Source organism: Micromonospora sp. CA-263727 (assembly GCF_050942455.1).
In the GTDB taxonomy this organism is placed as follows: Bacteria; Actinomycetota; Actinomycetes; order Mycobacteriales; family Micromonosporaceae; genus Micromonospora.
On sequence record NZ_CP192031.1, the window covers coordinates 2,358,850 to 2,384,761 of the forward strand.

The following is a 25,912-nucleotide window of genomic DNA, read 5'->3' on the forward strand; positions in this document are numbered from 1 at the left end:
ACCCCCTGGCTAGTTCTGGTAGGTCCCGTCGAGCTGCCCGCGCAGCTTGGTCAGTGACCTGGCCAGCAGCCGGGACACGTGCATCTGCGACACGCCGATCTGCTCGGCGATCTGCGACTGGGTCAGGTTGCCGTAGAACCGCAGGGTCAGGATCCGCTGCTCGCGCTCGTCAAGGGTGGCCAGCGCCGGGCCCAGGGCGACCCGCAGCTCGGCCAGCTCGAACTCGCCGTCCTCGCCGCCGAGCATGTCGCCGAGTTCGGTGGCCCGCTCGCCATCGCCGGTCGGGGTGGACAGCGACACGGCGTTGTAGGCGCGGGCGCCCTCCAGACCCTCCAGCACCTCCTCCTCGGTGACCTTGAGGTGGGCGGCGATGTCGGCCACCGTCGGCGAGCGACCGAGGGTCTGTAGCAGCGAGCTGTTGGCGTCGGAGATGGCGAGCCGCAGCTCCTGCAAGCGCCGGGGCACCCGGATGTCCCAGGTCCGGTCCCGGAAGTGCCGCTTCAGCTCGCCGATGATCGTGGGGATCGCGTAGCCGGCAAAGTCGACCCCGCGGGTGGGGTCGAACTTGTCGATGGCCTTGATGAGGCCGACGGCCGCGGTCTGGGCGAGGTCGTCGGTGGGCTCGCCGCGGCCGCTGTAGCGGTGGGCGAGATGGTTGGCCAGCGGTAGCCAGGCCTCGATCGCGCGGTCCCGCAGCGCGGCCCGGGACGGGTGCCCGGCGGGGAGCGCGGTCATCGCGTTGAGCAGGTCGGTGGCGCTGTCGGAGAGCGCCCTCGGATCGAGCTTCGGGGCGGGAGTCGCCCGGGTTGTCGCCGGTTCGCTGATCGTTGGCGCGGTCATGGTGGTCCTCCCTGCACCTGGTCCGCGGATAAAGACGTGGCGCTTTGGTGTAGTGCTGTTCGTCCGTTCGGGAGTCACCTTAGCCCGATCGTCTCCCAGAAATCTAGCCGAACGGACGATGTACTTAAGTTATTTCTAGTCATGAAAGGCGGCAAAGTGGTCATCCCGCTGAGTTGATCAGGGGCAATCCGGGGGCGGTGCGCAAGGGTCATCCGGCCCGTTCGGGCAGGGCGGGGATGGCCGGCCACCCCACCCTTGTCCAGCCGGACGGACGGGGGGCCCGGCCGGATGGCCGAGCTAGCGTATGGTCGCCGATCGACTGTCGCCTTTCCGTCGTTGTCCCGTTGACGGGACCGGGCTTAGCGTCGCGGGTACACCCTTGATCGGAGGTGCCGTGCTCGACCCTGCCGTCCCCCAACTCGTCGTGAACTGCCGGACGCTGTACTTCAGTTGGCTCCCGACGGATCCCGAGGCGGTGGCGGCGCTGGTCCCGGCCGGGTTGCGACCGCACCCCGACCGGCAGGTCTTCATGAACCAGTACGTCGTGGACGACGAGAGCCAGACCTCCGGCTTCGGCCCGTACTCGCTGACCTACCTCGGGGTGACCCTGGCCGGCGTGGACGCCCCCGACGGGATCACCCCGGGCGGCTGGTGGACCCACTACATCACCTCCAGCGACGGGGTCCGCAACTACGCCCTGGCCCGGGGCGCCCCCACCCTGGCCGGCCACACCACCATCGCCGCCCACGGCGACACCGTGGTCACCTCGACCGGCATCGACGAGGCCCCGATGATCCGGGCCCGGGTGCGGATCGGCGACACCGGGCACGCCATCCACAACGGCCACCACCGGTACCTCACCGCGTTGCACGGCCAGCTGGTCAGCAGCATCTATCCGGTCGTCGCCGAACCGGTCAACTCGTTCGAGATCGAATCGGTGGAGTTCCTGGATCCGGAGCACCCGATCTACGCGTTGCGGCCGGAGAACCCGCTCACCATCGCCTGGGGCTACTACTCGCCGCGCTCCTCCTTCGCGTACCCGGGCGGGCTGACCGTGCTGGGCGAGCTGGCGCCGTCACCGGCCGCGGGCCTGCTGCGGTCGGACCTCCGGGTGGTGGGCCAGCCGGTGGGCGGCTGACGCCGGCTCCGCCACGGCCCTGGCCCGGCGGCCGTCCCGGCTCCGGGAACTCCGCGGCCCGGCGAGGTTTCCGCCGGCCCAGACGGGTACTCAGACGTCGGGTTGGCGCGTTGCGGCGCGGTGGGAAGAGTCCCGCGGCAGCGATGTTCCCGACCTCTGCGATCCCCTACCCGATCTGCGAGGAGGCCCCACCATGCCCGGCGAGACGACGAACTCCGTGACCGAGCGCCGTGCACAGGCGGTGGAGAGTGAACGGGGTGCGCTCTTGGCCGTACTGGTGATGGTCATCCTCGGCGTGGCCGGCATATTCGCCGTCTCCTGACCGGCCGTGGGGGCGCCCCGGTCGCACCGGAGCGCCCCCACCCGTGACGCTTCGCGCCCGTCAGGGGCGGGAGCCCGCGTCGTCGGTGTGCGGCACCCGCTTCGCCGGGATCACGCCGAGCCGGCCGGCCTGGTAGTCCTCGAAGGCCTGGATCAGCTCGTCCCGGGTGTTCATCACGAACGGGCCGTAGTGTGCCACCGGCTCCCGGATCGGCTGACCGCCCATGATGTACAGATCCAGCGCCGGGGTGTGGCTGTCCTGGCGGGTGTCGGCCGTGAAGCGCAGGGCGTCACCCGGCCCGTGCACGGCGAGCTGGCCGGTGTGCACCGGGCGCTGCTCCGTGCCGACCGTGCCGCGACCGCCCAGCACGTAGACCAGGGCGTTGAACTCCGGCCGCCAGGGCAGGTCGACCTGCGCCCCGGGCTCGACCGTCACGTGGGTGACGGTGATCGGGGTGTGCGTGGCGCCCGGCCCGCGGTGCCCGGCGATCTCCCCGGCGATCACCCGCACCAGCGCGCCGCCATCTGGCGTGGTGACCAGCGCCGCCTGGCTGCCACGGATGTCCTGATACTTCGGCGGGTTCATCTTGGCCGCCTTGGGCAGGTTGACCCAGAGCTGCGTGCCGTGGAACAGGCCACCGCTGACCACCAGGTGCTCCGGCGGCGCCTCGATGTGCAGCAGGCCGCTGCCGGCCGTCATCCACTGGGTGTCGCCGTTGGTGATGGTGCCTCCGCCGCCGTGGCTGTCCTGGTGGTCGAAGATCCCGTCGATGATGTAGGTGACGGTCTCGAAGCCCCGGTGCGGGTGCCACGTGGTGCCCTTCGGCTCGCCGGGGGCGTAGTCCACCTCGCCCATCTGGTCGAGGTGGATGAACGGGTCCAGCTCGCTCGTCGGCACCCCGGCGAAGGCCCGGCGCACCGGAAAGCCCTCGCCCTCGTAACCGCTGGGCGCGGTGGCCAGCCGGCGGACCGGCCGGAACGTGGTGGTCTCGTCGAGCCGGGGCAGCCGGGGCAGGACGAGGACGTTGTCGACGGTGATGGCGGGCATCGCGGGCTCCTTTAACTGTCACTGTGGGCGGTGCTGGGGGCGGCGCCGGTGCCGTCGACCCCCTGTAGCCGCCGGCCGAGCCGGGTGAAGATCGTGGTCAGGCAGGCGACCTCGGCGTCGTCGAGGTCGTCCATCAGGTGGGTGCGTACCGAGCGCAGGTGGTGCGGCGCGGCCTCGCGCAGGGTCAGCAGCCCGGCGGCGGTGAGCACCGCCTCGTTGCCCCGCCCGTCCTCCGGGCAGGGCTGCCGGGCGACCAGGCCGCGCCGCTGCATGGACGAGACCTGGTAGGTCAGCCGGCTGGGCGAGAAGACCAGCCGGCCGGCCAACTCGCCCATCCGCAACCGTTGCCCGGGAGCCTCGGAGAGCAGCACCAGCACGTGGTAGTCGGCGAAGCTCAGCCCGCTGGCGACGCGCAGGTCGTCCTCCAGGCGGGTGAACAACCGCTGGCTGGCCTCGATGTACGCCCGCCAGGCGGTCAGGCGGGCGCTGTCCAGGCTCTCGGTCATGGGGCGATGCTAGCACTGAACTTAAAATTTGAACAACATGGTCGTGGGCCTGGTTCGGGTAGGCTCTGGAGCGGCTCTGGGATGATGGTGAAGGTTTGAAGGACGTGTGCGGGCCGGCCACCGGCTGGACGCCGGGGCGAGGGCGGTCCCGCTCCGGGCGGGACCGCCCGGCCGGCCGGGCGGTGGGTCAGCCGGCGGTCTGTGGCGTACGGCCGCCGAGGTGCAGCCGGCCGAGCAGCTGACGGGCCTGGTCGGCCACGTCCGCCTCCACGATGACCGCGTACTGGCTGGCGCGCAGCGAACTGGCGGAGGTGAAGTCCCGTCGCCCGCCCGTCATCGCGTGCGCGACGGCGCCGAACACCGCGCCCCAGACGGCGCCGATGACCAGCCCGGCCAGGACCACCGCCAACCAGTTCGCGACGGTGAAGATGCCGAACAGCAGGCCGATGAAGAGACCGAACCAGGCGCCCGTACCGGCCCCGATCAGCGCCGCGCGGCCGGTGGTCATCCGGCCCAGCACGGTTTCCACCAGGGTCAGGTTGGTGCCGACGATGGCGGTCCGTTCCACCGGGAACCGGTTGTCCGCCAGGTAGTCCACCACGCGTTGGGCGGACGGATAGTCCGGATAGGCGCCGATCGTCACGGTCGGCGGGCCGGTCTGTGGCCCGTGCCCGTCGCCGCTGGGCGCCGCGGTCGCGCCGCCCGGGCCCGACGGGAGGGTGCCGCCGCCCGTCACGCCCGGCTGCCAGGCCGAGGGACTCGACTGTGTGGTCATGGGTCTCCCCCTTCGTCGGTGATCGCGTTCCCGCCGCACGGCGGCGATAACGCCCGCGCCGCATCCAGCCTGTCGGGCCGGGCGGCACGGCCGAGGTCGGGCGGTCCGCTCGGGGGCGGGTGAACGGGACGCCCCGCCGGCCACGGACGTGCGGCGGCCCCCGCGCCGCGCCGGAGGCGACGGCGAGGGGGCCGCTGCGGTTGTCTCAGGTGCAGGTGGTGCCGTTGAGGGCAAAGTTGCCGGGTGCCGGCAGGCTGGCCCCCGTCCAGGTGCCCTGGAAGCCGATGCTGACCGTGCCGCCGCTGGGCAGGCTGCCGTTCCAGGCGAGGTTGCGGACCTCGATCCGGTCGCCGGACTGGCTCCACTCGCCGTTCCAGCCGCTGGTCAGGCGTACCCCGGAGCCGACGGTGAAGGTCAGCCGCCAACCGGTGACGGCGGCGCCGCGGTTGGTCGCCCGGATCTCGGCGGTGAAGCCGCCGGCCCAGACGTTCGGGGTGTACGTCACCGAGCAGCCCCCGGTGGGCGGGTTGGTCGTCGGTGGCGTCGTGGTGGGCGGAGTGGTCGTGGGTGGGGTGGTGGTCGGCGGGGTGGTGGTCGGGGGAGTGGTTGTCGGCGGCGCGGTGGTGGGCGCCGGGCCGGCCGCGACGGCCAGGTCGTACGCCCGCTGCGGCACGAACTGGCCGGCACCGGCGATGCAGCCGTCCGCCTCGCCGGGCAGCTTCACCCAGAGGAACGCGTCGATGGCCGGATCGCCCGTGGCGGTGGTGCTCGGCGTGCCGATCGCCCGCCCCGGCGGGTCGCACCACTCGGAGCCGGCGGGACCGTTGCCGTTGCGGCTGGTGTCGATGACCGCGCGGAGCCGGGAGATGCCGGTCGCCGCGATGATCGACTTGGCGTACCCGATCTCGTCGGCGCTGCGCCGGTAGTTCGACACGTTCAGCGAGATGCCGTCGGCGCTGTTGGCGATGTCCGCCGCGGTCAGCCGGGCGGCGGCCTCGCCCGGCGAGAGCCAGGCCGAGTGCCCGATGTCGAAGTAGACCCGGGCCGCGGCCGAGCCGGCCTTGAGCGCCTTTCCGGCGTACGCCATCGAGGCCCGCGTCTCGGCCTGCTGGCTGGCGTTCTGGCAGTTGGTCATGATCGGGAGCACGTCGGGCTCCAGGACGATGGTGGCCGGACGGCCCGCCAGGCCGGCCGCGACCTGGTCGACCCACTGGCGGTAGGCCGTGTGGTTGGGCGCACCGCCGCTGCTGGCGCCGCTACAGTCCCGGTTCGGGATGTTGTAGACGACGATGATCGGCACCTTGCCCGCCGTGGCAGCCGCGGTGACCAGGGTGTTCACCTCGGCGCGTACGGCCGAGGTGTTGGTGGTGGTGAACCAGCGGCCCTGCGGGACGTTGGCGATCCGGTCCCGGATCACGGCGGCCCGCGGGTCGCCCGGGTTGGCTGCCACCCAGCGGGCGGCGCTGGTCTGCGGATCGACGTAGAAGGCGGAGTCGGCGGCGACGGCGGGCGTCGGCCGTAGCGCGCCCACGCCGACGGTGGCGGCCACGGTCAGCGCCGTCGCCGCCGCGCCGACCACCGCCAAAGTGCCTCGGATTCTCATGGTCTGCTCCTGATATCCATCGAAAAACATCCTTGGAAGCGCTCCCACGTTTCCGCCAAGGTACGGCCCGGTTGCCGCCTTGTGAAGACCTTCCGGAAACGTTCGGCTGCGTTGATCAAGAAGTTCGTGTCGGGACCGGCGCGCATCCTGACCGGAACTGCTTGATCAACAGCGTCGTCTCGGCGACGCCTACCATCAGCGGATGGCTTCGGACCGGGCGGGTGTTGTGGTGGTCGGCGCCGGGATCGCCGGGGTGGCGTGCGCCGGAGAACTGCGGCGCGCCGGCGTGCCGGTGGAGATCCGGGAACGCGGGCGGGTGGCCGGCGGCCGGATGGCCAGCAAGCGATTCGACGGCCGCCCCGCCGACCTGGGCGCCGCCTACCTGACGGTGAGCGATCCGGACTTCGCCGAGGTGGTACACGGCTGGCAGGCCGCCGGGTTGGCCCGGGAATGGACGGACACCTTCGTCGCGTACGACAACGGCGGCCGGCGCGAGGCGCCCGGCCCGATGCGTTGGGCGGCGCCAGGCGGGCTGCGCTCACTGGTCGAGCACCTGGCCTGGGACCTGACCGTGGTCGTGGACCGGCTGGTGCTCGGGGTCGAGCCGGGGCCGACGGTGGACGGCCGGAGGTGCGCCGCCGTGGTACTGGCGATGCCCGGGCCGCAGGCCGCACTGCTGCTCGCCCCGGCGCTGGCCGCCGCCACGAAGGTGGTGGAGCGGCAACGGTGGGCGCCGACGCTGTCGGCGGTGCTCCGGTTCCCGGCCCGGCGCTGGGCCGACTTCCGGGGCGCCTTCGTCAACGACCACCCGCTGCTCAGCCTGGTCTGCGACGACGGGGACCGGCGCGGCGACGGCGCGCCGGTGCTGGTCGCGCACACCACACCGGGGTTCGCCGCCGGGCATCTCGCCCAGCCCACCGGCGCCGCGCCGGCCGTCGAGGCGGCGGTACGGGACCTGCTCGCGTTGCCCGAGCGCGCGGTCCACGTGCACGTGCACCGCTGGACGTACGCCAGCCCCAGCGCCGGCGCCGACAGCGGCTTCCACCTCGACGACGACGGGATCGGGCTGGCCGGGGACGCGTTCGGCGAGCCCCGGGTGCAGACCGCGTGGCGCTCCGGCCGGGACCTCGGCCGGGCCCTGGCCCGCCGACTGGCCTGACGGCCCGGCCCGGAGAACCCGCCCTGTCGCCGGTCGGTCCTACTCCGGCGGGAGCAGGATCTCGAACCAGACCGTCGAGCCCCGCACGGTGGGGTCGGTGCCCCAGGCGTCGGTCAACTCCTCGATCAGACCCAGCCCACGGCCCCGGCTGCTCAGGGTGTCCGTGCGGGCCCGGGTGACGGTGCCCCGGGAACCCGAGTCGGCGACCGAGACGAGCAGGCGCTCGGGGCTCAGATCGATCTCCACCTGGGCCGCCGTGCCGGCGTGCAGCAGGGCGTTGGTGGTGAGTTCGCTGGTGCAGAGCACCGCCGCGCCGATCACCGACTCGGCCACCCGCCACTCGTCGAGCTGGGCGGTCATCCAGTGCCGGACCCGGCTCGGCGCGGTCGGCTCGGCGGGCACCTCCATCCGGGCCGACCGGCTCGGCCGCAGCGCGTACTCGACGGCGAGGACGGCCACGTCGTCCTCGGTCGCGCCGCTCACCGCGGCCGTGGCCACGGCGCACAACGCCCGGGGGTCGCCGCTGGGCGCGGCGGCCACCGACTCGGCCAGGCGGGCCAGCCCGTGCGACAGCGCCTGCTGACGACGCTCCACCACGCCGTCGCTGAAGAGCAGCAACGTGTCGCCGGGCGGAAACGCGACGGTACGCGTGGCGGGGCGGTAGCCGACGCCCAGCGGCGCACCGAGCGGTACCTCGACGTACTCGGCCCTCGGCTCGGCCCCGGGCGCGCAGCGCCGGAGCAGCGGCGTCGGATGGCCGGCGCTGGCCAGGGTGAGCTGCTCCCGGTCCATGTCGATGACGCCGAACGCCACGGTGACGAAGAGCTCGTGCGTGCCGGCCTCGGCGCCCAGGCTGCTCACCAGGCGGTCGAGCCCGGCGAGCACCTGGTCGGGCCGCGGGTCGTTGAGCGCCAGCGCGCGCAGGGCGGCACGGACCTGACCCATCCGGGCGGCGGCCTGCACGTCGTGCCCGGCGACGTCCCCGAGCACCACCCCCAGCCCGCCGGTGGGCAGCACGAACGCGTCGTAGAAGTCCCCACCCGCGGCGTTGCCGTCGACCCCGGGGTCGTAACGCGCCGCGATCCGCAGCCGGGGCAGGACCGGCAGGCTCTCCGGCAGCATGCTGCGCTGCAACAGCTGGGCGGTGCCGTGCTGGGTCTCGAACCGGCGGGCCCGCTCGGTGGCCTGCCCGACCAGCTCGGCCGAGGCGGCCAGCAGCGCCCGCTCCGGTGCCGACCAGGGGTGCGCGGAGCGGTAGCCGACGGTCAGCGTGCCCCGGACGACGGACGCCCGCAGCGGCACCGCGGCCAGCGCGCGGATTCGCTGGTCGTGCCGGTCGACGGCGATCTCGTGCAGGGGCTGGCCGTCGTCGGTGAAGCTGGCCCGTCCGTTGCGTGCGCTGACCACCGCCGGCGGGCGCCAGTCCGCCGAACCGCGCCGCCACAGCGGGGGCAACCGCTCGTCCGCCTCGTCCAGCAGCTCGCCGCGGACCCGCCGGGCCATCCGCCAGCCACCGCCCTCGTCGACGGCGAAGGAGACCCGGTCGGCGTCGAACGAGGTGATCGTGTAGCGCAGCGCGACCCGGGCCACGTCGTCCAGGGTGAGCGTGCCGGCCAGCGCCGCGGCGAACTCGCTGAGCCCCTGCAACTGGCGGGTCGCCGGGCTGGTCTCGGCGACCACGGAGAGCACGCCGACGATCCGGCCGCGGCTGTCCCGGACGGGGGAGCAGGCCCGGGTGTAGACGGCCGACCCCAACCCGCCCGCGCCGTGGCCCGGCGGGATCGGGACCTCCTTGCTCAGGAACGGCTCCCCGCTGCGGTAGGCGTGCTCGACGATCTCACCGACGCCCGGCGTCCGCCAGACCTCGGCGAAGACCTCGGCGGCCGGCCGCCCGAGGGCCTGCGGATGCTGCTCGCCGATCAGGTCGGCGTACCCGTCGTTGTAGAGCAGCAGCAGTTCGTCGCCGAGGTACAACGCCATCGGCGCGGGCGAGGCGAGCACGATCTCGACGGCCGCCCGCAGGGCCGGATCCCAGGACTCGTGCGGGCCGAGCGTCGTGCCGTCCCACGGGTGGTCGCCGACCAGGGTCGCGGTGTCCGGTACCTGCGCGCCCGGGACCGGGCCTGCTGGCGTGGGGACTCGCCCGACCGTTCCTGGCATGACCGCAGCCTAATGCGATGTCCGACGAACGCTTACCAGGTGCCCGCCGGGCGTGGTGGATCCCGTGCACGGTACTCGGGGTGATCATGCGTCGGCCTGGCGCGTAAGGCCATGTCAGAGCCCTTCTGGCGCGATCTGTCGGGAAAAAGGGGGCGACCGGCGCGGCGTGCCGCCCCGGCGTTGGGGTAAGCGCGCGGGGCAATCCATGCGACAGGAGGGACATCATGCCGGAAACCCTCGCGGCCACGCAGGTCGACATCGGTACCGCTGTGGCCGACATGTGGAGGTCGGTGCTGCTGTTCATACCGCGGGCCATCGCGTTCATCGCGATCCTCGTGGTCGGATGGCTCATCGCCAGAGCCGTGCTCAAAATCGTGGACGCGGCCCTGGAACGGGTGGGGTTCGACCGGGCGGTCGAACGGGGCGGGATCAAACGCGCGTTGGAACGGACCCGGTACGACGCCAGCGACATCCTGGCAAAACTGGCGTACTACGCCGTGCTGCTGTTCACGTTGCAGTTCGCCTTTGGCGTATGGGGCCCCAACGCGATCAGCAACCTGATCGCGGGTGTGGTGGCCTGGCTGCCGCGCGCCTTCGTGGCGATCGTCATCGTGGTGATCGCCTTCGCGATCGCCAACGCGGTCCGGGACATCGTCAGCGGGGCGCTCGGTGGGCTGTCGTACGGCAAGGTGCTGGCCGACCTGGCAGCGGTCTTCGTCATCGCGTTGGGGGTGATCGCCGCGCTGAACCAGGTGGGTATCGCCACCACCGTCACCACTCCGGTGCTGATCGCGGTGCTCGCCACGGTGGCCGGCATCCTGGTCGTCGGCGTCGGTGGCGGTCTGGTCCGGCCCATGCAGAACCGCTGGGAGGGCTGGCTCAACCGGATGGCCGAGGAGTCGCGGGCGGTCCGCGACCAGCGGCAGGGCAACGCGGCCGGCCGCGGCGACATGCAGCGGCAGATGGCCGACCGGGCGGGCGCCGAGCGTACCCAGGCGATGGCCGGGGAACGGGGCACCTACCAGTCCGGGAACACCGGCGACGAGACCCAGCAGTTCCGTTCGTGACGGTGGGTCGCGTCCGCGCGAGGAAGAGGACGGGTGTCCGCCGGCGGCGGACACCCGTCCGCCTCAGCGCCCCGGGGTTCCTACAGCGGCGGTGGCTGCGCGGCCGGCGCGCCCAGCACGGCGGTCAGCGCGCAGACGGCGAGCAGCCGCACCAGCACCCAGTCCGCCTCCGACCAGTCCAGCGGGCCGGTCGGCGGCGACCAGCCGTGGTCGCGGGCGGCGGAGCGCAGCCCCTCGGCGTACCCGGCGAGGGCCGCGGCGGTCAGCGGACGCTGGTCGCCGTGCAGGCTCTCGCGCACCGCGGCGGCGTGCTGGTCGACCGCGGCGAGCAGGCCCGGCTCGGCACTGGCGGCGGCGAGCCCGTCGAGACCCACGGCGGTGGCCAGCGTGACGAGGGTGGTCCGGGCCGAGTCGACGGCAGTGGGGGCGGGGACCCGGTTCGACGGCACGCGCATGAGGAACGAATCTAGCCAACCGGGACCGGCCGTGACTTCGGCCGCTCGGCTGGTCGGGGGGTCAGCCGCCGGTCGCCGGGGTGCTGACCGGGCGGATCGAGTCGGCACGGACCGGGCGATGGGCTCGCCGCGGCGGGAAACCACCCATCCGGGGAGCGCCCCGGCGGTCAGTCCGACGAGGGGGCGCTCGCGGGGCGACGGCGCGCCGCGTCGTCGGCAATGATCACGGTCGCCACCATCAGCGCCACGACGAGGCAGAACAGCCAGGAGCTGTCCGCGCTCAGCTTGGCGGAGACCGGCGCCTGCGCGGCGACGAGAAGGAAACCGAGCCACGCCAGGCGACGCTGGCGCGGGGTGAGGAAGCCGGGGCCCTGATGCATTCGGAAAGTCTTCCTCGGCACCGTGGCATTGCCGTCAGCCGAACGGCCCATTCTGCCCAACCCGTCCGAATTCCCACCCCCGGCTTCCCGCCGGCGACGCGCTACATGGTGTCGGGCCCGGTGCGGCCGGTGGTGGAGGGGCGGTACGCCCGGTCCGGATCGGTCGGCTCGCGGCCGGCGCCGGGGATCTCCCCGCCCCGGTCGGCCGCCTCGGGGCCGTGCCCGAAGGCGGCCTCCTCGCCGGCGTCGTTGCCGGTGGCGTCGTCGGCCTGCCCGTCGATCGTCGACCGGGCGACGGCCCGCTCCAGTTCCTCCAGCGGGATCCGTTCCTCGTCGCGCCACACCCTGTTGTCGGTCATGCCATCGCGGTACCCCGGCCCGATCGCCGCAAACGGCCCCCGCCGACGGCCCGTCATCCGCCCACGGCCCGCCCACGCGTTCGACCGGGGCTGGTGCAGCGGGACAGCGCGACGGCCGCCGGAATCCGGCGGCCGTCAGGGGGCCCGGGGCCCCGATCAGGGCTGCGGGCGGTCGACCTTGCCCCGCCAGCCGCCGGTCTCCTGCCCCCGCCGCTCGATGAACTGCTTGAACCGGTGCAGGTCGCCCTTTGCCCGGCGGTCGACCACGCCGAGCTTGTCGCCGGCCTGCTCGATGACGCCGTGCGGGTCGAACTCCAACTGGAGGCTGACCCGGGCGCTCTGCTCGTCCAGCCGATGAAAGGTCACCACCCCGGCATGCTGGGTGCCGCCAATGGACCGCCAGGACACCCGTTCGTCGGGTAGCTGTTCGGTGATCTCGGCGTCGAACTCGCGCTTCACCCCGGCGATCTCGACGGTCCAGTGGGTCATCGTGTCGGAGAGTTGGCGGACCTGTTCCACACCTTCCATGAAGTGGGGGAACTCCTCGAACTGGGTCCACTGGTCGTACGCCGTCCGCACCGGGACGGACACGTCGACATGCTCGGTAACGCCACTCATCAGCATCCTTTCCTGCGCCGGCAGGGGCGGTGGAGCGGACGCGGCCCGCCTCACCAGCGCGTCGTCTCGTTTCGGTGGCCGAGTGCCGCCCACACCTCGGACACCGTCTGGTAGCTGGTGTCCGCCGGCAGGCGCTCCAATGCGGCCAGCACATCGGCGGGCGCCTCGTTGTCCCGCGCATTGGCCAGCAGCGTGGTTCGGTCGCCGGGCAGTGCGGTCATCGTGATGAACCGCCCGAGCCGGCTGCGTGCCTCGACGTCCTCGGAGGTCATGCCCTGTGGAGTACCGCTGCGCAGGTCGCCGGCCGGAGCGGTGGTGGCCTCCGGCTGGTCCTCGCCCGCGGGTTCGGGCACCCGGGACTCGTCGACCCGCGAGCCGCCGGTCCCCGGCCCCTGCACGAGGCCGCTGACCTCCTGGCTCATCTGCTCGTCGACCCTGGGTGCGTGCTTGCTGCTGCCGCGATCCATGTCTTGTGCGCTACCCGGCGGGGCGGGTGGTAAACCCGGCAAGCCGTCACGAACCGGCCGGTGAGCGCGGTGGCAGAACCGGGTCCTCGGGATCGCTCGTCCCGGCCTGGAGCAGCCGGCCGCGCTGGAGTTCGGCGTTGATCTGGACACCGAGGATGAGCGCGGAGTTGGAGAGGTAGAGCCAGACCAGGAAGGCGATCACCGCGCCGAGGCTGCCGTAGGTGGCGTCGTACGCGCCGAAGTTCGCCACGTAGAGGCCGAAGCCGAAGGAGGCCAGCGCCCAGACGGCCAACGCCACCGCCCCGCCGGGGGTGAGCCAGCGGAACCGGGGCTGGCGGACGTTCGGCGCGGCCCAGAACAACAGCGACAGCAGCAGCATCGCGATCAGCGCGAGCGCCGGCCACTTGGTCACCGTCCACGCCGTACGGGCCGCGCCGCCGGCGCCCAGCCAGTCGCCGACCGCGTCCGCGACCGGGCCGCTGACGATCAGGCCGGCGGCGACGGCGGCGAGCAGGACCAGCACCAGCGCCGCCAGCCCGAGCTGCAACGGGCGCAGCTTCCATACCGGGCGTCCCTCGGCCACCCCGTAGATCGCGTTCGAGGCGCGGGTGAACGACGCGATGAAGTTCGAGGCCGACCAGAGTGCGCCGAGCAGGCCGAAGCTCAGCAGGATCCCGGCCGAGCTGCGCTGGTCCACCACCCCGCGGACCACGTCGACGAAGCCGTCGTTGGCCACCACCGAGCCGGCGCCGATGTCCCGGGCCAGCTCCAGCACCGTGTCGACGGTACGTTCCCCGTCGGAGACGAGACCGACCAGGGCGACCACCACGACGATGGACGGGAAGAGGGCCAGCACCCCGTAGTAGGTGAGCGCGGCGGCCCAGTCGGTGCAGTTGTCCCGCAGGAAGTTGCGACCGCTCCGGACCAGCACGCCGCGCCAGGTCGGCCACCGTAGCTGGCGGATCCGGCGAGGCAGCGGCGGTTGTGCCGGTCCGGCGTCCAGGTTCGTCATCATCACCGCTCCCCACTGCCGGGCCGTTCCGCACTCGCCGGACCGGCATCCCGGCGGCACCGAATGGCCCCACCGCTACCCCATCCCCACCCCCGCGAAACCCGTCCCCGGAAAAGTTGATCAAGAAGTTCGCGCCAGGCCGGCACGAACTTCTTGATCAACGCCGGTCAGCGGGCGAGGTGGGGTTTGCTGGGGGCGGGTGGGGGAACGCGACGGGGAACGCTCTTATGCGGAGGAGGATCGAGATGCCCGGGCGCGAGGTACTGCCCAGCACGCTGCGGCGCTCCCCGGAGAAGGCCCAGCGCACCTGGGAGAAGACACACGATTCCGCGGTGGAGACATACGGCGAGGGGGAGCGGGCGCACCGCACCGCCTTCGCCGCCGTCAAGCACCAGTTCGAGAAGGTGGGCGACCACTGGGAGCCCAAGGGCCGCAAGGGGCCGAGCGACGAGCAGGCCGCTGGCGGCGGACCGGCCCGGCGGGCACCCACCGCCGACGGCGTGGACGCGAACGCCTCCAAGGAGCACCTGATGGAGGTGGCCCGCAAGCTGGACGTACCGGTGCGGTCGAAGATGACCAAGCCGGAACTGGTCAAGGCCATCCAGAAGGCCAACGACCGGCAGACCGCGAAGGCGCGCGGCGACTGAGCCGACGCCGCTGCCCGGGCCCCTGTCCGCCACACCGGCGGGCAGGGGCCCGGCCCGCTCCACCCGCCGGTCTGTCCGCCGGGCGGGCAGGGGCCCGGCCCGGTCACCAGTGGCCGCCGCCGGGCGCCTGGATGTGCACCGCCTTCGTGGCGGTGAACTCGTCGAGCAGTTCCGGACCGTAGCCGAAGCCCTGGCCGCTGCCCCGGCGCGGATGGGCGGCCCCGGCCGGGGCGCCGCCGAAGACCGCGTTCACCTTGACCGTGCCCACCGGCAGCTCCCGCCAGGCCCGCTGGGCGTGACTCATCGACCCGGTCAGTACGGTCGCCGCCAGCCCGTACGGCGAGTCGGCCGCGCAGCGCAGCGCCTCGCTGAACGAGTCGACCACCACCACCGGCGCGACCGGACCGAAGGTCTCCTCGCGGACCAGCGCCATGTCGTGCCGGCAGCCGTCCACCACTGTGGCGGGATAGAAGGCCCCCGGCCCGTCCGGCAGGGTCCCGCCGATGCGGATCCGCGCGCCCTCGGCCGCCGCGGCGGTCACCTGCCCGTGCACCTGGTCCCGATGGCGTCGGTCGACCAGCGGGCCGAGGTCGGTCCCCGGGTCCCGCCCCGGTCCGAGTCGCCGTGCTCCGGCCCGCTCGACCAACGCGTCCACGAAGTCCTCGGCGATGTCCCGGTGGACGTAGATCCGCTCCACCGCGACGCAGATCTGCCCCGCGTTGGCGAACGCGCCCTGGGCCGCCTGGCCGGCGGCCCAGATCGGGTCGATGCCGGCGTCGACGACCAGCGGGTCGCTGCCGCCATTCTCCAGCAGCACCTTCGCCCCGGTGCCGGCGGCGGCCCCGGCGATCGCCCGGCCGGCGCGGGTGGACCCTACGTGCGCCACCACGTCCACCTCGGCGGCGGCCAGCGCCGCGCCGGTCTCCGGGCCGCCGGTCAGCAGCGACAGCACCCCCGCCGGCAGCGCGGCGTCGAGCGCCCGGGCCAGCAGCCATCCGGTCGCCGGGGCGCGTTCGCTGGGCTTGTGCAACACCACGTTTCCGGTCACCAAAGCCGCGCCGAGCAGCCCGCAGGAGACGGCGACCGGGTCGTTCCACGGGGTGATGACGGCGACCACGCCGCGTGGCTGCGGCGTCATGAAGTCGATCGCGGCGGGTTCGCCGTGCAGGGTGCGGCCACCCCGGGCCGGGGCGAGTTCGGCGTACTGCCGCAGGGTGGCGATGCCGGCCTCGACGCCGCCGCGGGCGTCGGCCAGCGGCTTGCCCATCTCGGCGGTGGTGGCGTGGGCGAGCTCGTCGGCGGCCTCGGCCACCGCGTCGGCGGCGCGGTGCAGCGCGGCGGCCCGCTCCGCCGGAGCGGTCGCCGCCCACTCGGCCACCATCCCGCGCGCCGCCGCCACGGCCTTGCCGACCTCGTCGGCCGTCGCGGACGGCGCGCTGGTCACCCGGCTGCCGTCGGCCGGATCGCGCACCACCAACTCGCCGGCGGCCCCGCCGGCACCCCACACCCCACCGATCAGCTGCGCAACCGTGTACATGGAGCGCTGGATGCCCCGGCCGGGGCCGGGCAAACGGACGCGTGCGGGCAAACGGGCGCGTGGCGGTGCGGGGCGACGCCGGGAGGCCCGGCCCGCGCGTTCAGCGTTCGATGTTGCGGTGGCGGGTACGGAGCTTGAACGGCATCAACGCACTCTCGATCTTGGTGGCGGTGGTCATCTTGGAGTCACCGTCGCGCCGCTCCTCGAACCGGATCGGCACCTCGAGGATGGTGTGCCCCAACCGGGTGGCGAGGTAGTGCATCTCGACCTGGAAGCTGTAGCCGTTGGACTGGACCCGCTCCAGCCCGATGTCCCGCAGCGCGTCGGCCCGCCAGATCTTGAAGCCGGCGGTCAGGTCGCGGATCCGCACCCGCAGCAGCGTGTGCACGTAGAGGTTGGCCCAGCCACTGAGCGCCCGCCGGTACAGCGGCCAGTTCTCGTCCAGCTCGCCGCCGGGCACATAGCGTGACCCGATCACCACACCGGCCTGGGTGGAGAGCAGCGCGCCGAGCATGCCCGGCAACGCCTCCGGCGGGTGGGACAGGTCGGCGTCCATCTGGGCCACGTACTCGGCCCCGCCGTCGAGCGCCCGGCCGATCCCGTCCACGTACGCCCGACCGAGGCCCTCCTTGCCCGGCCGGTGCACCACCTCGACCCGCTCCGGGTGCTCGATCGCGAGCTTGTCCGCGACCTCGCCGGTGCCGTCCGGGGAGTTGTCGTCGGCGACCAGTACCGTCAGTCCCGGCAGCGGCAGGGCGAGGAGCCGCTCGACCAGGATCGGCAGGTTACCCGCCTCGTTGTAGGTCGGCACCACGACGGTCACGCGGGCGTCCCGCCACGGCGAAGGCAACTGGACGGGTTCGATCATGGGGGACATCCTCGGTCGGCGGAAAGGTCACCCTGAAGGGTAGCCAGTTGTCCCTTCCGGGGTGAAATGGCTCCGCCTCCCACCCAGCACGACCGGCTGGCCGGGCCGCCGGGTTAGCTTCTCCGGGGCCGTGGGTAAGGCCACCGCGCGGCGGCGTGGCGCCGCTGGCGCGCGCGGTCGTCCACCGCGTCGCAGCCGACGTTTACTCCCCGGGGCGCAGGGAACCCGCCGCCCGTGCGAAAGGACCATGGGGAGCCGGATCAGCGCAGGTCAGCCGGGGTGCTGGCCGGCGCCGGCCGGGTCGGGGCGGGGGCCCGCCTGTTCGACGCGGTCCTGCTGGACCGGGACGGCACCCTGGTCGAGGACGTGCCGTACAACGGCGATCCGGAGAAGGTACGCCCGATGCCGGGCGCCCGCGCCGCGCTGGACCGGCTGCGGGCGGCCGGGCTGAAGCTCGCCGTGGTGACCAACCAGTCCGGGCTGGCCCGGGGGCTGTTCACCGAGGCGCAACTGCACCGGGTGCACCGCCGGATCGAGGCCCTGCTGGGCCCCTTCGACTCGTGGCAGTTCTGCCCGCACGACGACGGGGACGGCTGCGCCTGCCGCAAACCGGCGCCGGGGCTGGTGCACGCCGCCGCCCACGCGCTGGGCACGGCGCCCGCCCGCTGCGTCCTGATCGGTGACATCGGCCGGGATGTCACGGCGGCGCTGGCCGCCGGCGCCGCGGGCCTCCTGGTGCCGACGCCGGTGACCCGGGCCGAGGAGATCGCCGCGGCCCCCTGGGTGGCCGCCGACCTGCCATCGGCGGTCGGGGAGATCCTGCGCCGCCAGGAGTCGCTGCGACCGGCGGACCGCGACACCGGCCGGGGCGGCACCGTGCTGGTGGCGCGGTCGGACTCGGCGGGGACGTGCTGGTGACCGGGCCGGGCATCCGGGCGGTCGCGGCCGGGGCGGAGCGGGTGGTGCTGCTCTGCGGCCCGCGCGGCCGGGACGCCGCCGACCTGCTGCCCGGCGTCGACGAGCTGGTGGAGCACCAACTGCCCTGGATCGACCCGGCACCCGCACCGGTCGACCCGGCCGGGATGGCCGCCCTGGTCGCCCGGCTCGCGGCGGTCGCCGCCGACGAGGCGGTCATCTTCACCTCGTTCCACCAGTCGCCGCTGCCGCTGGCCCTGCTGCTGCGGATGGCCGGCGTCGGGCGGATCGCCGCGATCAGCGACGACTACCCCGGGACCCTGCTCGACGTGCGGCACCGGGTGCCGGCCGGCGTCCCGGAGGCCGAACGCGCCCTGTCGCTGGCCGCCGCCGCCGGCTACCCGCTGCCCGCGAACGACGAGCCGCGGCTGCGGCTGCGCCCGGTGCCGCCGGCCCCGCCCGAGGCCGGCGAGCCGGGGTACGTGGTGCTGCACCCCGGTTCGGCCGCGCCGGCCCGGGGCTGCCCGCCCGAGCTGGCCGAGCGGATCGCCCGGGAGCTGGCCGCCGCCGGTCACCGGGTGGTGGTCACCGGCGGTCCACAGGAGCGTGACCTCACCGCCCGGGTCGCCGGCCGGCACCCCCCGGACCACGGCGGCCGGACCGGACTGGCCGAACTGGCCGGTGTCGTCGCGGGGGCCGGCGCCGTGGTGGTCGGCAACACCGGCCCGGCGCACCTGGCCGCCGCGTACGGGGTGCCGGTGGTCAGCCTCTTCGCCCCCACCGTCCCGTTCGGGCAGTGGGGACCCTGGCGGGTGCCGACGGTACGCCTCGGCGACGCCACCGCCGCCTGCCGCGACACCCGCGCCGCGCGCTGCCCGGTACCCGGCCACCCCTGTCTCAGCGGCGTCGAGCCGGGGGCCGTCGTGGCGGCGCTGCGGCTGCTCGGCGTACCGGCGGACCGGCTGCCGGCGCATCGCCCGGCGGCCCGGGTCGACACGTCCCGGCGGGCGGCGCCGGCGGTGGCCACCAGCGGCGGGGGTGGCCGATGAACGTCCTGCTCTGGCACGTGCACGGCTCCTGGACCACCTCGTTCGTGCACGGCAAGCACCGCTACCTGGTGCCGGCCACCCCCGACCGGGGGCCGTACGGCCTCGGCCGGGCCCGCACGTACACCTGGCCGGAGAGCGCGGCCGAGGTGAGCCCGGAACAGCTGCGCGACGCCGAGGTCGACGTGGTGATCCTGCAACGCCCCGAGGAGATCGACCTGGCCGCCGAGTGGCTCGGCCGACGGCCGGGCCGGGACCTGCCGGCGATCTACGTGGAGCACAACACCCCGAAGGACGGCAACGTCCCGCACAGCCGCCACCCGTTGGCCGACCGGGACGACCTGCTCATCGCCCACGTGACCGCGTTCAACGAACTCTTCTGGGACACCGGCTCGACCCGGACCGCCGTCGTCGACCACGGCATCGTGCCGCCGGCCGTGGAGTACACCGGCGAGCTGGACCGCCTCGCCGTCGTGATCAACGAGCCGGTACGCCGGTGGCGGGTCACCGGCACCGACCTGCTGCCCCGGTTCGCCGAGATCGCCCCGCTCGACGTCTTCGGCCTGCGGGTGGCCGGACTCGCCGACCACCTGGGCCTGCCCGCCGACCGGCTGACCAGCCACGACGACGTGCCGCAGCACCGGATGCACGCCGAACTGGCGCGCCGCCGGGCGTACCTGCACCTGTGCCGGTGGACCTCGCTCGGGCTGAGCCTGATCGAGGCGATGAGCATCGGCATGCCGGTGGTGGCGCTGGCCAGCACCGAGGCGGTGACGGCGGTGCCGCCGGGCGCGGGCGCCCTGGCCACCCGGGTCGACACCCTGCTGGCGGCCGCCGCCGGGTTCGTCGCCGAACCGGAGCGGGCGCGCCGGGTGGGCGTCGCGGCCCGCGCCGCCGCCCGCGAACGCTACGGCCTCGACCGTTTCCTCGCCGACTGGGACCGGCTCCTGGAGGAGGAAGTATGCGGATAGCGATGATCTCGGAGCACGCCAGCCCGCTCGCCATCCTCGGTGGTGAGGACGCCGGCGGCCAGAACACGCACGTCGCCGAACTTGCCGCCGCGCTCGCCGCCGCCGGGCACGACGTACGCGTCTACACCCGCCGCGACGCGGTCGACCTGCCGGTGACCGTACGCGGCCCGGACGGCTACGACGTGGTGCACGTGCCGGCCGGGCCGGCCGAGCCGGTGGCCAAGGACGCGCTGCTGCCGCACATGCGGCCGTTCAGCGCCTGGCTGGTCGAGCGCTGGCGGGGCGGGGACTGGGCACCCGAGGTGATCCACGCGCACTTCTGGATGAGCGGGCTGGCCGCGCTGGAGGCGAGCCGGCAGACCGGGGTGCCGGTGGTGCAGACGTACCACGCGCTCGGCACGGTCAAGCGGCGCTACCAGGGCGTGCAGGACACCAGCCCGGCCCGGCGGGTCGGCTACGAACTCCAGCTGGGCCGCTCGGTCGACCGGGTGATCGCCCAGTGCCGCGACGAGGTCGGCGAGCTGGTCCGGATGGGGGTGCCCCGCTCCCGGATCACGGTCATCCCGTCCGGGGTGAACCTGGGCACCTTCGCCCCGCTGGGCCCGGCCACCGAGCGGGAACCTGGCCGGGCCCGGATCCTCACCGTCGGCCGGCTGGTCGAGCGCAAGGGCTTCCAGACCGTGGTGCGGGCCATGGCGTACGTGCCGGACGCCGAGTGCGTGGTGGTGGGCGGCCCGCCCGCCGGTTTGCTGGAGGCGGACCCGTACGCCCGCCGGCTGCGCGCCCTGGCCGGCAGCTGCGGGGTGGCCGACCGGGTCCGGCTGGTCGGTGCGGTGCCCCGGGAGGAGATGGGCCGCTGGTACCGCTCGGCGGACATCCTGGTCGCCGCCCCCTGGTACGAGCCGTTCGGCCTGACCCCGCTGGAGGCGATGGCCTGCGGGGTGCCGGTGGTGGCGACCGCCGTCGGCGGCCTGCGGGACACGGTGGTCGACGGGGTGACCGGCGACCTGGTGCCGGCCCGCGATCCGCGGCTCCTCGGTGACGCGCTGCGCCGGCTGCTCGACGACCGGATCCGCCGGTTCGCGTACGCGGGCGCGGCCCGTGCCCGCGCCCGGCGGCACTACTCCTGGACGGTCACCGCCGAGCGCCTCGCCGAGGTCTACGACGAGGTGGCCGCGGTGCACCGGCCCACCCGGGTGGTGGCCTGATGCCGGCGGCCACCCCGCTCGACGCGCACCTGGCGCACCTGGCCGCGGCGCTGCCGCCGTACCGGCGGTGCGAGCCGTTGCTCGCCCGGTGGGGCGCGACGCTGGCGCAGCGGCTGACCGCCGGTGGCCGGCTGCTGGTCGCCGGCAACGGCGGCAGCGCCGCCGAGGCGCAGCACCTCACCGCCGAGCTGGTCGGCAAGCTGCGCGACGACCGCCAGCCGCTCTCCGCGATCGCCCTGCACGCCGAGACCTCCGCGCTGACCGCGATCGGCAACGACTACGGCTACCAGGAGGTCTTCGCCCGTCAGGTGCGCGCCCACGGCCGCCCCGACGACGTGCTGCTGTTGCTCTCCACCAGCGGCGGCAGCGAGAACCTGCTGGCCGCCGCGCGGGCCGGGCGGGAGGCCGGGCTGCGGTGCTGGGCCCTCACCGGCCCGGCCCCGAACCCGCTCGCCGACGCCTGCCACGAGGCGCTCGCGGTGGACTCCCCGGACAGCCAGGTCGTCCAGGAGCTGCACCTGGTCTCCAGCCACCTGCTCTGCGAGTACGTCGAACAGGCGATGCCGTCCCACGTCGGGCCGGCGACGCCGGAGCACGTCGAACCGGCGCTGCCCGCCGCGCCGGCCGCCGGCCCGGTGCGGGCCGGCGTCGAGGTGGTGCTGGACGGCGGCGCCGGTCGGCCGGTCGAGGCGTGAGGAGGCAACCGTGACGGGACCCGTGGTGGTGGTCGGCGACACCCTGCTCGACCGGGATGTCGAGGGCGTGGTGAACCGGCTCTGTCCGGATTCACCCGTGCCGGTGCTCGACGAGGCCGCGCACGTCGACCGGCCCGGCGGCGCCGGGCTCGCCGCCGTCTTCGCGGCGGCCCAGGGCGCCGAGGTGGTGCTGGTCACCGCGTTGGCCGACGACGCTGGTGGGGCCCGGCTGGGCGTGTTGCTGGCCGCCGCCGGGGTGCAGGTGTACCCGCTGCGGCTGACCGGGTCCACGCCGGAGAAGATCCGGCTGCGGGCCGGGGGCCGGGTGCTGCTGCGGCACGACCGGGGCGGCGGCGCCGGCGAGCCGGGGAGCCCTCCGAGGCGGTGCTGCACGCGATCGACCGCGCGTCGGTGGTGCTGGTCAGCGACTACGGCCGGGGGTGGCCCGGGCGCCGGCGCTGCGGGCGGCCCTGGCGGCGACCCGGGCCCCGGTGGTCTGGGATCCGCATCCGCGGGGTCCGGCCGCGGTGCCCGGGGCGCACCTGGTCACCCCGAACGAGGCGGAGGTGCGTGACCTGGTCGAGGCGCCCACCGCCGCCACCCGGCTGGTCACCGCCTCGCGGGGCGCGCAGGGCCTGCGGCAGCGGTGGCGGGCGGGCGCGGTGGCGGTGACGCTGGGCGCCGACGGTGCGCTGCTCAGCCATGCCGGCTCGACCCCGCTGATGGTGCCCGCACCGGTCGCCGCCGAGGGGGACACCTGTGGTGCGGGGGACCGCTTCGCCGCCACCGCCAGCCTCGCCCTGGCCCGAGGCGCCCTGGTCTCCGAGGCGGTGCAGGAGGCGGTGGCCGAGGCGTCCGCGTACGTGGCGGAGGGGGCGTGGCGACGGCGCTGCCGCCGCCGGTGCGCCGGGCCCCGCCGCCGGTGCACGCCACGGTGGCCGGAGACCGGGTCGGGGTGGCCGCGGCCGCGGCTGCGGTGGCCCGGGTACGCGCCGACGGGGGCACCGTGGTCGCCACCGGCGGCTGCTTCGACCTGCTGCACGCCGGGCACGTGGCGACCCTGCAGGCCGCCCGGCAGCTCGGCGACTGCCTGGTGGTGTGCCTCAACTCCGACACCAGTGTCAGCGGGCTGAAGGGACCCGACCGGCCGGTCATCCGGCAGGACGACCGCAGCCGGCTGCTGGCCGCGCTGAGCTGCGTCGACGCGGTCATGATCTTCGACGAGTCGACGCCGGCGGCGGTGCTGTCCTGGCTGCGCCCGGACATCTGGGTCAAGGGCGGGGACTACGCCACCGGCGGTGGCGACGGCGACCCGCTGCCCGAGGCGGAGATGCTGCGCCGCTGGGGCGGGCACACCGTCGTGGTGCCGTACCTGGACGGGCGCTCCACCACCGAGATGATCGCCGCCGCCCGCGCGACCGCCGCCCGCGCGGGCGACATCGGTCGCGCCCAGCGCAGCGGAGCGCGGGCATGAGCGCGCCGGCTGCCGGGCGGACCGTGCTGGTCACCGGCGGGTCGAGCGGGCTGGGGGCCGCGGTGGTGGCCTCGGTGGCCCGGGCCGGCGGCCGGCCGCTGGTGCTGGACCGGCAGGCGCCGGGCGACGGCGTGCCGTGGGTCGAGTGCGACCTGGCCGACACCCGGGCCGCGGAGGAGGCAACCCGCCGGCTCGCCGAGCGCGCGGGTGGGCTGGACGGCGTGGTCACCGCGGCCGGCATCGACGTGCCGGGCCGGCTCGCCGACGTGCCCGGCGAGACGTGGGACCGGATCGTCATGGTCGACCTGCTGGCCACGGCCGCGGTGATCCGGGCCGCGCTGCCGTTCCTGGCGGCGTCCCGGGGCACCGTCGTGACCGTGGCCTCCACCCTGGGGGTGAAGGCGGTCAGCGACGCGACGGCGTACTGCGCGGCGAAGTTCGGCGTGGTCGGCTTCACCCGGGCGCTCGCCGCCGAACTGGCCGGGACGGTGGGCGTCACCCTGCTCATCCCGGGTGGAATGCGGACCGCCTTCTTCGACGACCGGGATCAGCAGTACCGCCCCGGTCCGGACGCGATCCTGAACGATCCGGCGGACACCGCGGCCGCCGTCATGTTCGCGCTCTCCCAGCCCGCCGGCTGCGCGGTACGCGAGCTGGTGGTCTGCGCCGAGCAGGAGACCTCGTACCCGTGATCCTGGCCCTGCGTGCCCTCGGCGTCGGTGACCTGGCCACCGCGGTCCCGGCGCTGCGGGCGCTGCGGTCGGCGTACCCCGATCGGGAACTGGCGCTCGCCGTGCCGGCCTGGCTCGGGCCGCTGGTCGAGCTGGTCGGCGGGGTGGACCGGCTGCTGCCCACCGACGGGCTGGACCGGCTGGACCCGCCGGCCGGTCCGGTCGAGGTGGCGGTCAACCTGCATGGTCGGGGCCCGGATTCGCACCGGCTGCTCGCCGCCGCCCGGCCGGCCCGGCTGCTCGCCTTCGCCAACGCCGACGCCGGGCACGCCGACGGCCCGGCCTGGGACGACGACGAGCACGAGGTGGCGCGCTGGTGCCGGCTGCTGCGCGGGTACGGCATCGCGGCCGACCCGACCGACCTGGACCTGCGCCGCCCGGCGCCGGGGGCCATGCCCAGCGGCGTCACCGTGCTGCATCCCGGCTCGAAGATCCCCGCCAAACGCTGGCCGGCCGGGCGGTACGCCGCGCTGGCCCGGGAGTTGACCGCGCGGGGGCACCGGGTCGTGCTGACCGGCAGCGCGCCGGAACGGGCCGGCGTGGCGCGGATCGCCGCCGCCGCGGGGCTGCCGGCCGGCGCGGTGCTGGCCGGCCGGACCGACCTCGCCCAACTGGCCGCCCTGGTCGCGGCGGCCCGCCTGGTGGTCAGCGGGGACACCGGGGTGGCCCACCTGGCCACCGGCTACCGCACCGCCTCGGTGGTGCTCTTCGGGCCGGTCCCGCCCAGCCGGTGGGGGCCGCCGCCGGAGCGCCGGCGGCACCGGGTGCTCTGGGCCGGTCCGGGTGCCGGTCCGGTCCGGGACCGGACCGGCAGCCATCCGACGCTGGCCGCCCTCGGGCTGGACGAGGTGCTGGCCGCCGTCGACGAGGTGGAACGGACGGTGCGTGCGGACCGTGCGGTTGCGGCGTAGCGACCCGGGTCGGCCGGGGTACGAGCGGCGTCGGCGGGGCCAGGGCTGGTCGTTCCTGGACCCGCGCGGCGAACCGGTCCGCGACCCCGACGAGCTGGCCCGGCTGCGGGCGCTGGTGATCCCGCCCGCCTGGCGCGAGGTCTGGATCTCGCCGTATCCCAACGGGCACATCCAGGCCACCGGCGTCGACGCCGCCGGCCGTAAGCAGTACCTCTACCACCCGATCTGGCGGCAACGGCGGGACGAGGCGAAGTTCGACCACGTGCTGGAGGTGGCCCGCCGGCTGCCGGTGCTGCGTGACCGGGTCGGCCGGGACCTGGCCGGGCGGGGCCTGCGCCGGGAGCGGGTGCTGGCCACGGTGACCCGGCTGCTCGACATGGGCACCTTCCGGGTCGGCAGCGACCAGTACGCCGCCGGTGACGACCCGACGTTCGGGGTGGCCACCCTGCGCCCCGAGCACGCCCGGTCCCGGCAGGGCTGCGTGGTCTTCGAGTTCCCGGCCAAGGGCGGCGTCGAGCAGGTACGGCGCGTCTCCGACCCGGAGCTGTGCCAGGTGCTGACCAACCTGCGTCGCCGGCGGCGGGCGGCGGAGCGGCTGTTCGGCTACTGGGACGGGCGTGACTGGCGGGACGTGCGCGCCGACGAGGTCAACGACTACCTGCGGGAGGCCAGCGGCGGGGAGATGACCGCGAAGGACTTCCGCACCTGGCATGCGACGGTACGCGCGGCGACCGAGCTGGCTTCGCTCGAATCGCCTCGCTCGGTCACGGCTCGCCGGCGGGCGGTGGTGGCGGTGATGCGACAGGTGGCCGACCTGCTCGGGAACACGCCGACGGTGGCCCGCGCCTCCTATGTGGACCCTCGGGTGGTCGACCTGTTCCATGACGGGGTGGTGGCGCCGGTCAGCGGGGACACCTCCCGGGAGCAGGCCGAGCGGGCGGTGCTGACCCTGCTGGAGCGGGCCTGACCGGGGCCGTTCCCGCGACCGCGACGGGCCGCCC

General features: G+C 74.6%; 25 protein-coding genes and 2 pseudogenes. 13 read left to right on the forward strand and 14 right to left on the reverse strand.

Annotated features, from left to right (window positions below; all coding sequences use genetic code 11):
- Positions 1-9: 9 nt before the first annotated feature.
- Positions 10-840: a SigB/SigF/SigG family RNA polymerase sigma factor gene (locus ACQPYA_RS10685; protein ID WP_433532455.1), complete on the reverse strand. Its 831-nt coding sequence runs from the start codon at positions 838-840 to the stop codon at positions 10-12.
- A 394-nt stretch (positions 841-1,234) separates the two neighbouring features.
- On the opposite strand from ACQPYA_RS10685, the gene ACQPYA_RS10690 reads away from it, so the two are divergent.
- The gene (locus ACQPYA_RS10690; RefSeq protein ID WP_433532456.1) at positions 1,235-1,978 is read left to right on the forward strand and encodes a hypothetical protein; all 744 of its coding nucleotides are present in this window, start codon (positions 1,235-1,237) and stop codon (positions 1,976-1,978) included.
- Between the two features lie 193 nt (positions 1,979-2,171).
- A complete protein-coding gene (locus ACQPYA_RS10695) occupies positions 2,172-2,300 on the forward strand; it encodes a hypothetical protein (RefSeq protein WP_433532457.1) in 129 nt (42 codons plus the stop codon).
- A gap of 60 nt (positions 2,301-2,360) precedes the next feature.
- Here ACQPYA_RS10695 and ACQPYA_RS10700 read toward each other — a convergent pair whose 3' ends face one another.
- The 4 genes from ACQPYA_RS10700 to ACQPYA_RS10715 all read right to left on the reverse strand — a co-directional run bounded on the left by ACQPYA_RS10700 (position 2,361) and on the right by ACQPYA_RS10715 (position 6,231).
- Positions 2,361-3,347 carry a pirin family protein gene (locus ACQPYA_RS10700; RefSeq protein WP_433532458.1) on the reverse strand — a complete coding sequence of 329 codons (987 nt, stop codon included), beginning with the start codon at positions 3,345-3,347 and terminating at the stop codon, positions 2,361-2,363.
- Between the two features lie 11 nt (positions 3,348-3,358).
- A complete protein-coding gene (locus ACQPYA_RS10705) occupies positions 3,359-3,853 on the reverse strand; it encodes a MarR family winged helix-turn-helix transcriptional regulator (protein ID WP_433532459.1) in 495 nt (164 codons plus the stop codon).
- A gap of 187 nt (positions 3,854-4,040) precedes the next feature.
- Positions 4,041-4,628 carry a general stress protein gene (locus ACQPYA_RS10710; RefSeq protein ID WP_433532460.1) on the reverse strand — a complete coding sequence of 196 codons (588 nt, stop codon included), beginning with the start codon at positions 4,626-4,628 and terminating at the stop codon, positions 4,041-4,043.
- A gap of 205 nt (positions 4,629-4,833) precedes the next feature.
- The gene (locus ACQPYA_RS10715) at positions 4,834-6,231 is read right to left on the reverse strand and encodes a glycoside hydrolase family 6 protein (RefSeq protein WP_433532461.1); all 1,398 of its coding nucleotides are present in this window, start codon (positions 6,229-6,231) and stop codon (positions 4,834-4,836) included.
- A 202-nt stretch (positions 6,232-6,433) separates the two neighbouring features.
- On the opposite strand from ACQPYA_RS10715, the gene ACQPYA_RS10720 reads away from it, so the two are divergent.
- Positions 6,434-7,390, forward strand: a complete 957-nt coding sequence (locus ACQPYA_RS10720; RefSeq protein ID WP_433532462.1) for an NAD(P)/FAD-dependent oxidoreductase — start codon at positions 6,434-6,436, stop codon at positions 7,388-7,390.
- A 39-nt stretch (positions 7,391-7,429) separates the two neighbouring features.
- Here ACQPYA_RS10720 and ACQPYA_RS10725 read toward each other — a convergent pair whose 3' ends face one another.
- Positions 7,430-9,550: an ATP-binding SpoIIE family protein phosphatase gene (locus ACQPYA_RS10725; RefSeq protein ID WP_433532463.1), complete on the reverse strand. Its 2,121-nt coding sequence runs from the start codon at positions 9,548-9,550 to the stop codon at positions 7,430-7,432.
- A gap of 224 nt (positions 9,551-9,774) precedes the next feature.
- Between ACQPYA_RS10725 and ACQPYA_RS10730 the strand changes: the two genes are divergently transcribed.
- Positions 9,775-10,617, forward strand: a complete 843-nt coding sequence (locus tag ACQPYA_RS10730) for a mechanosensitive ion channel family protein (RefSeq protein WP_433532464.1) — start codon at positions 9,775-9,777, stop codon at positions 10,615-10,617.
- Between the two features lie 80 nt (positions 10,618-10,697).
- Here ACQPYA_RS10730 and ACQPYA_RS10735 read toward each other — a convergent pair whose 3' ends face one another.
- The 6 genes from ACQPYA_RS10735 to ACQPYA_RS10760 form a co-directional block, all read right to left on the reverse strand.
- Positions 10,698-11,072 (reverse strand): DUF6401 family natural product biosynthesis protein, encoded by a 375-nt coding sequence (locus ACQPYA_RS10735; protein WP_433532465.1) that lies wholly within the window; start codon positions 11,070-11,072, stop codon positions 10,698-10,700.
- A gap of 167 nt (positions 11,073-11,239) precedes the next feature.
- The gene (locus ACQPYA_RS10740) at positions 11,240-11,452 is read right to left on the reverse strand and encodes a hypothetical protein (protein ID WP_433532466.1); all 213 of its coding nucleotides are present in this window, start codon (positions 11,450-11,452) and stop codon (positions 11,240-11,242) included.
- Positions 11,453-11,553: 101 nt separating this feature from the next.
- On the reverse strand, positions 11,554-11,811 hold the full coding sequence (locus tag ACQPYA_RS10745; RefSeq protein WP_433532467.1) for a hypothetical protein: 258 nt from the start codon (positions 11,809-11,811) through the stop codon (positions 11,554-11,556).
- A gap of 156 nt (positions 11,812-11,967) precedes the next feature.
- Positions 11,968-12,429: an SRPBCC family protein gene (locus ACQPYA_RS10750; RefSeq protein ID WP_433532468.1), complete on the reverse strand. Its 462-nt coding sequence runs from the start codon at positions 12,427-12,429 to the stop codon at positions 11,968-11,970.
- A gap of 50 nt (positions 12,430-12,479) precedes the next feature.
- Positions 12,480-12,896, reverse strand: a complete 417-nt coding sequence (locus ACQPYA_RS10755) for a DUF2795 domain-containing protein (protein WP_433532469.1) — start codon at positions 12,894-12,896, stop codon at positions 12,480-12,482.
- A 46-nt stretch (positions 12,897-12,942) separates the two neighbouring features.
- Positions 12,943-13,911 (reverse strand): YihY/virulence factor BrkB family protein, encoded by a 969-nt coding sequence (locus ACQPYA_RS10760; protein WP_433532470.1) that lies wholly within the window; start codon positions 13,909-13,911, stop codon positions 12,943-12,945.
- Between the two features lie 242 nt (positions 13,912-14,153).
- Between ACQPYA_RS10760 and ACQPYA_RS10765 the strand changes: the two genes are divergently transcribed.
- Positions 14,154-14,555: a ChaB family protein gene (locus tag ACQPYA_RS10765; RefSeq protein ID WP_433532471.1), complete on the forward strand. Its 402-nt coding sequence runs from the start codon at positions 14,154-14,156 to the stop codon at positions 14,553-14,555.
- Positions 14,556-14,658: 103 nt separating this feature from the next.
- Here the strand turns inward: ACQPYA_RS10765 and ACQPYA_RS10770 are convergent, their stop codons facing one another.
- Together ACQPYA_RS10770 and ACQPYA_RS10775 are read right to left on the reverse strand one after the other, a co-directional pair.
- Positions 14,659-16,092, reverse strand: coding sequence for an aldehyde dehydrogenase family protein (locus ACQPYA_RS10770; RefSeq protein ID WP_433532472.1), 1,434 nt, complete (start codon positions 16,090-16,092; stop codon positions 14,659-14,661).
- 100 nt (positions 16,093-16,192) lie between these two features.
- Entirely contained in the window at positions 16,193-16,960 is a 768-nt protein-coding gene (locus tag ACQPYA_RS10775) for a polyprenol monophosphomannose synthase (protein WP_433532473.1), read from the reverse strand.
- 279 nt (positions 16,961-17,239) lie between these two features.
- Here ACQPYA_RS10775 and ACQPYA_RS10780 point away from each other — a divergent pair.
- The 8 genes and pseudogenes from ACQPYA_RS10780 to ACQPYA_RS10815 all read left to right on the forward strand — a co-directional run bounded on the left by ACQPYA_RS10780 (position 17,240) and on the right by ACQPYA_RS10815 (position 25,878).
- Positions 17,240-18,924, forward strand: a pseudogene (locus ACQPYA_RS10780) (HAD-IIIA family hydrolase).
- Entirely contained in the window at positions 18,921-19,892 is a 972-nt protein-coding gene (locus ACQPYA_RS10785; RefSeq protein ID WP_433532474.1) for a glycosyltransferase family protein, read from the forward strand. Before ACQPYA_RS10780 ends, ACQPYA_RS10785 begins: the two are co-directional and overlap by 4 nt.
- Positions 19,883-21,100, forward strand: coding sequence for a glycosyltransferase (locus ACQPYA_RS10790; protein WP_433532475.1), 1,218 nt, complete (start codon positions 19,883-19,885; stop codon positions 21,098-21,100). Before ACQPYA_RS10785 ends, ACQPYA_RS10790 begins: the two co-directional genes overlap by 10 nt.
- A complete protein-coding gene (locus ACQPYA_RS10795) occupies positions 21,100-21,795 on the forward strand; it encodes a D-sedoheptulose-7-phosphate isomerase (protein WP_433532476.1) in 696 nt (231 codons plus the stop codon). Before ACQPYA_RS10790 ends, ACQPYA_RS10795 begins: the two co-directional genes overlap by 1 nt.
- A 10-nt stretch (positions 21,796-21,805) precedes the next feature.
- A pseudogene (locus ACQPYA_RS10800) lies at positions 21,806-23,269 on the forward strand (PfkB family carbohydrate kinase).
- Positions 23,266-23,961 (forward strand): SDR family oxidoreductase, encoded by a 696-nt coding sequence (locus ACQPYA_RS10805; protein ID WP_433532477.1) that lies wholly within the window; start codon positions 23,266-23,268, stop codon positions 23,959-23,961. Before ACQPYA_RS10800 ends, ACQPYA_RS10805 begins: the two are co-directional and overlap by 4 nt.
- Positions 23,958-24,911, forward strand: a complete 954-nt coding sequence (locus ACQPYA_RS10810; protein WP_433532478.1) for a glycosyltransferase family 9 protein — start codon at positions 23,958-23,960, stop codon at positions 24,909-24,911. Before ACQPYA_RS10805 ends, ACQPYA_RS10810 begins: the two co-directional genes overlap by 4 nt.
- Positions 24,895-25,878, forward strand: coding sequence for a DNA topoisomerase IB (locus tag ACQPYA_RS10815; protein ID WP_433533459.1), 984 nt, complete (start codon positions 24,895-24,897; stop codon positions 25,876-25,878). The genes ACQPYA_RS10810 and ACQPYA_RS10815 overlap by 17 nt, the downstream gene beginning before the upstream one ends.
- Positions 25,879-25,912: the final 34 nt, after the last annotated feature.

What these genes read in the sequence shown, in the direction of transcription:
- ACQPYA_RS10750 (WP_433532468.1), bottom strand. Translation starts at nt 12,429, where the DNA reads ATGAGTGGCGTTACCGAGCATGTCGACGTGTCCGTCCCGGTGCGGACG.
- ACQPYA_RS10765 (WP_433532471.1), top strand. Translation starts at nt 14,154, where the DNA reads ATGCCCGGGCGCGAGGTACTGCCCAGCACGCTGCGGCGCTCCCCGGAG.
- ACQPYA_RS10710 (WP_433532460.1), bottom strand. Translation starts at nt 4,628, where the DNA reads ATGACCACACAGTCGAGTCCCTCGGCCTGGCAGCCGGGCGTGACGGGC.
- ACQPYA_RS10760 (WP_433532470.1), bottom strand. Translation starts at nt 13,911, where the DNA reads ATGATGACGAACCTGGACGCCGGACCGGCACAACCGCCGCTGCCTCGC.
- ACQPYA_RS10770 (WP_433532472.1), bottom strand. Translation starts at nt 16,092, where the DNA reads ATGTACACGGTTGCGCAGCTGATCGGTGGGGTGTGGGGTGCCGGCGGG.
- ACQPYA_RS10725 (WP_433532463.1), bottom strand. Translation starts at nt 9,550, where the DNA reads ATGCCAGGAACGGTCGGGCGAGTCCCCACGCCAGCAGGCCCGGTCCCG.
- ACQPYA_RS10785 (WP_433532474.1), top strand. Translation starts at nt 18,921, where the DNA reads ATGAACGTCCTGCTCTGGCACGTGCACGGCTCCTGGACCACCTCGTTC.
- ACQPYA_RS10720 (WP_433532462.1), top strand. Translation starts at nt 6,434, where the DNA reads ATGGCTTCGGACCGGGCGGGTGTTGTGGTGGTCGGCGCCGGGATCGCC.
- ACQPYA_RS10740 (WP_433532466.1), bottom strand. Translation starts at nt 11,452, where the DNA reads ATGCATCAGGGCCCCGGCTTCCTCACCCCGCGCCAGCGTCGCCTGGCG.
- ACQPYA_RS10775 (WP_433532473.1), bottom strand. Translation starts at nt 16,960, where the DNA reads ATGATCGAACCCGTCCAGTTGCCTTCGCCGTGGCGGGACGCCCGCGTG.
- ACQPYA_RS10685 (WP_433532455.1), bottom strand. Translation starts at nt 840, where the DNA reads ATGACCGCGCCAACGATCAGCGAACCGGCGACAACCCGGGCGACTCCC.
- ACQPYA_RS10745 (WP_433532467.1), bottom strand. Translation starts at nt 11,811, where the DNA reads ATGACCGACAACAGGGTGTGGCGCGACGAGGAACGGATCCCGCTGGAG.
- ACQPYA_RS10795 (WP_433532476.1), top strand. Translation starts at nt 21,100, where the DNA reads ATGCCGGCGGCCACCCCGCTCGACGCGCACCTGGCGCACCTGGCCGCG.
- ACQPYA_RS10805 (WP_433532477.1), top strand. Translation starts at nt 23,266, where the DNA reads ATGAGCGCGCCGGCTGCCGGGCGGACCGTGCTGGTCACCGGCGGGTCG.
- ACQPYA_RS10755 (WP_433532469.1), bottom strand. Translation starts at nt 12,896, where the DNA reads ATGGATCGCGGCAGCAGCAAGCACGCACCCAGGGTCGACGAGCAGATG.
- ACQPYA_RS10695 (WP_433532457.1), top strand. Translation starts at nt 2,172, where the DNA reads ATGCCCGGCGAGACGACGAACTCCGTGACCGAGCGCCGTGCACAGGCG.
- ACQPYA_RS10705 (WP_433532459.1), bottom strand. Translation starts at nt 3,853, where the DNA reads ATGACCGAGAGCCTGGACAGCGCCCGCCTGACCGCCTGGCGGGCGTAC.
- ACQPYA_RS10790 (WP_433532475.1), top strand. Translation starts at nt 19,883, where the DNA reads ATGCGGATAGCGATGATCTCGGAGCACGCCAGCCCGCTCGCCATCCTC.
- ACQPYA_RS10715 (WP_433532461.1), bottom strand. Translation starts at nt 6,231, where the DNA reads ATGAGAATCCGAGGCACTTTGGCGGTGGTCGGCGCGGCGGCGACGGCG.
- ACQPYA_RS10700 (WP_433532458.1), bottom strand. Translation starts at nt 3,347, where the DNA reads ATGCCCGCCATCACCGTCGACAACGTCCTCGTCCTGCCCCGGCTGCCC.
- ACQPYA_RS10735 (WP_433532465.1), bottom strand. Translation starts at nt 11,072, where the DNA reads ATGCGCGTGCCGTCGAACCGGGTCCCCGCCCCCACTGCCGTCGACTCG.
- ACQPYA_RS10730 (WP_433532464.1), top strand. Translation starts at nt 9,775, where the DNA reads ATGCCGGAAACCCTCGCGGCCACGCAGGTCGACATCGGTACCGCTGTG.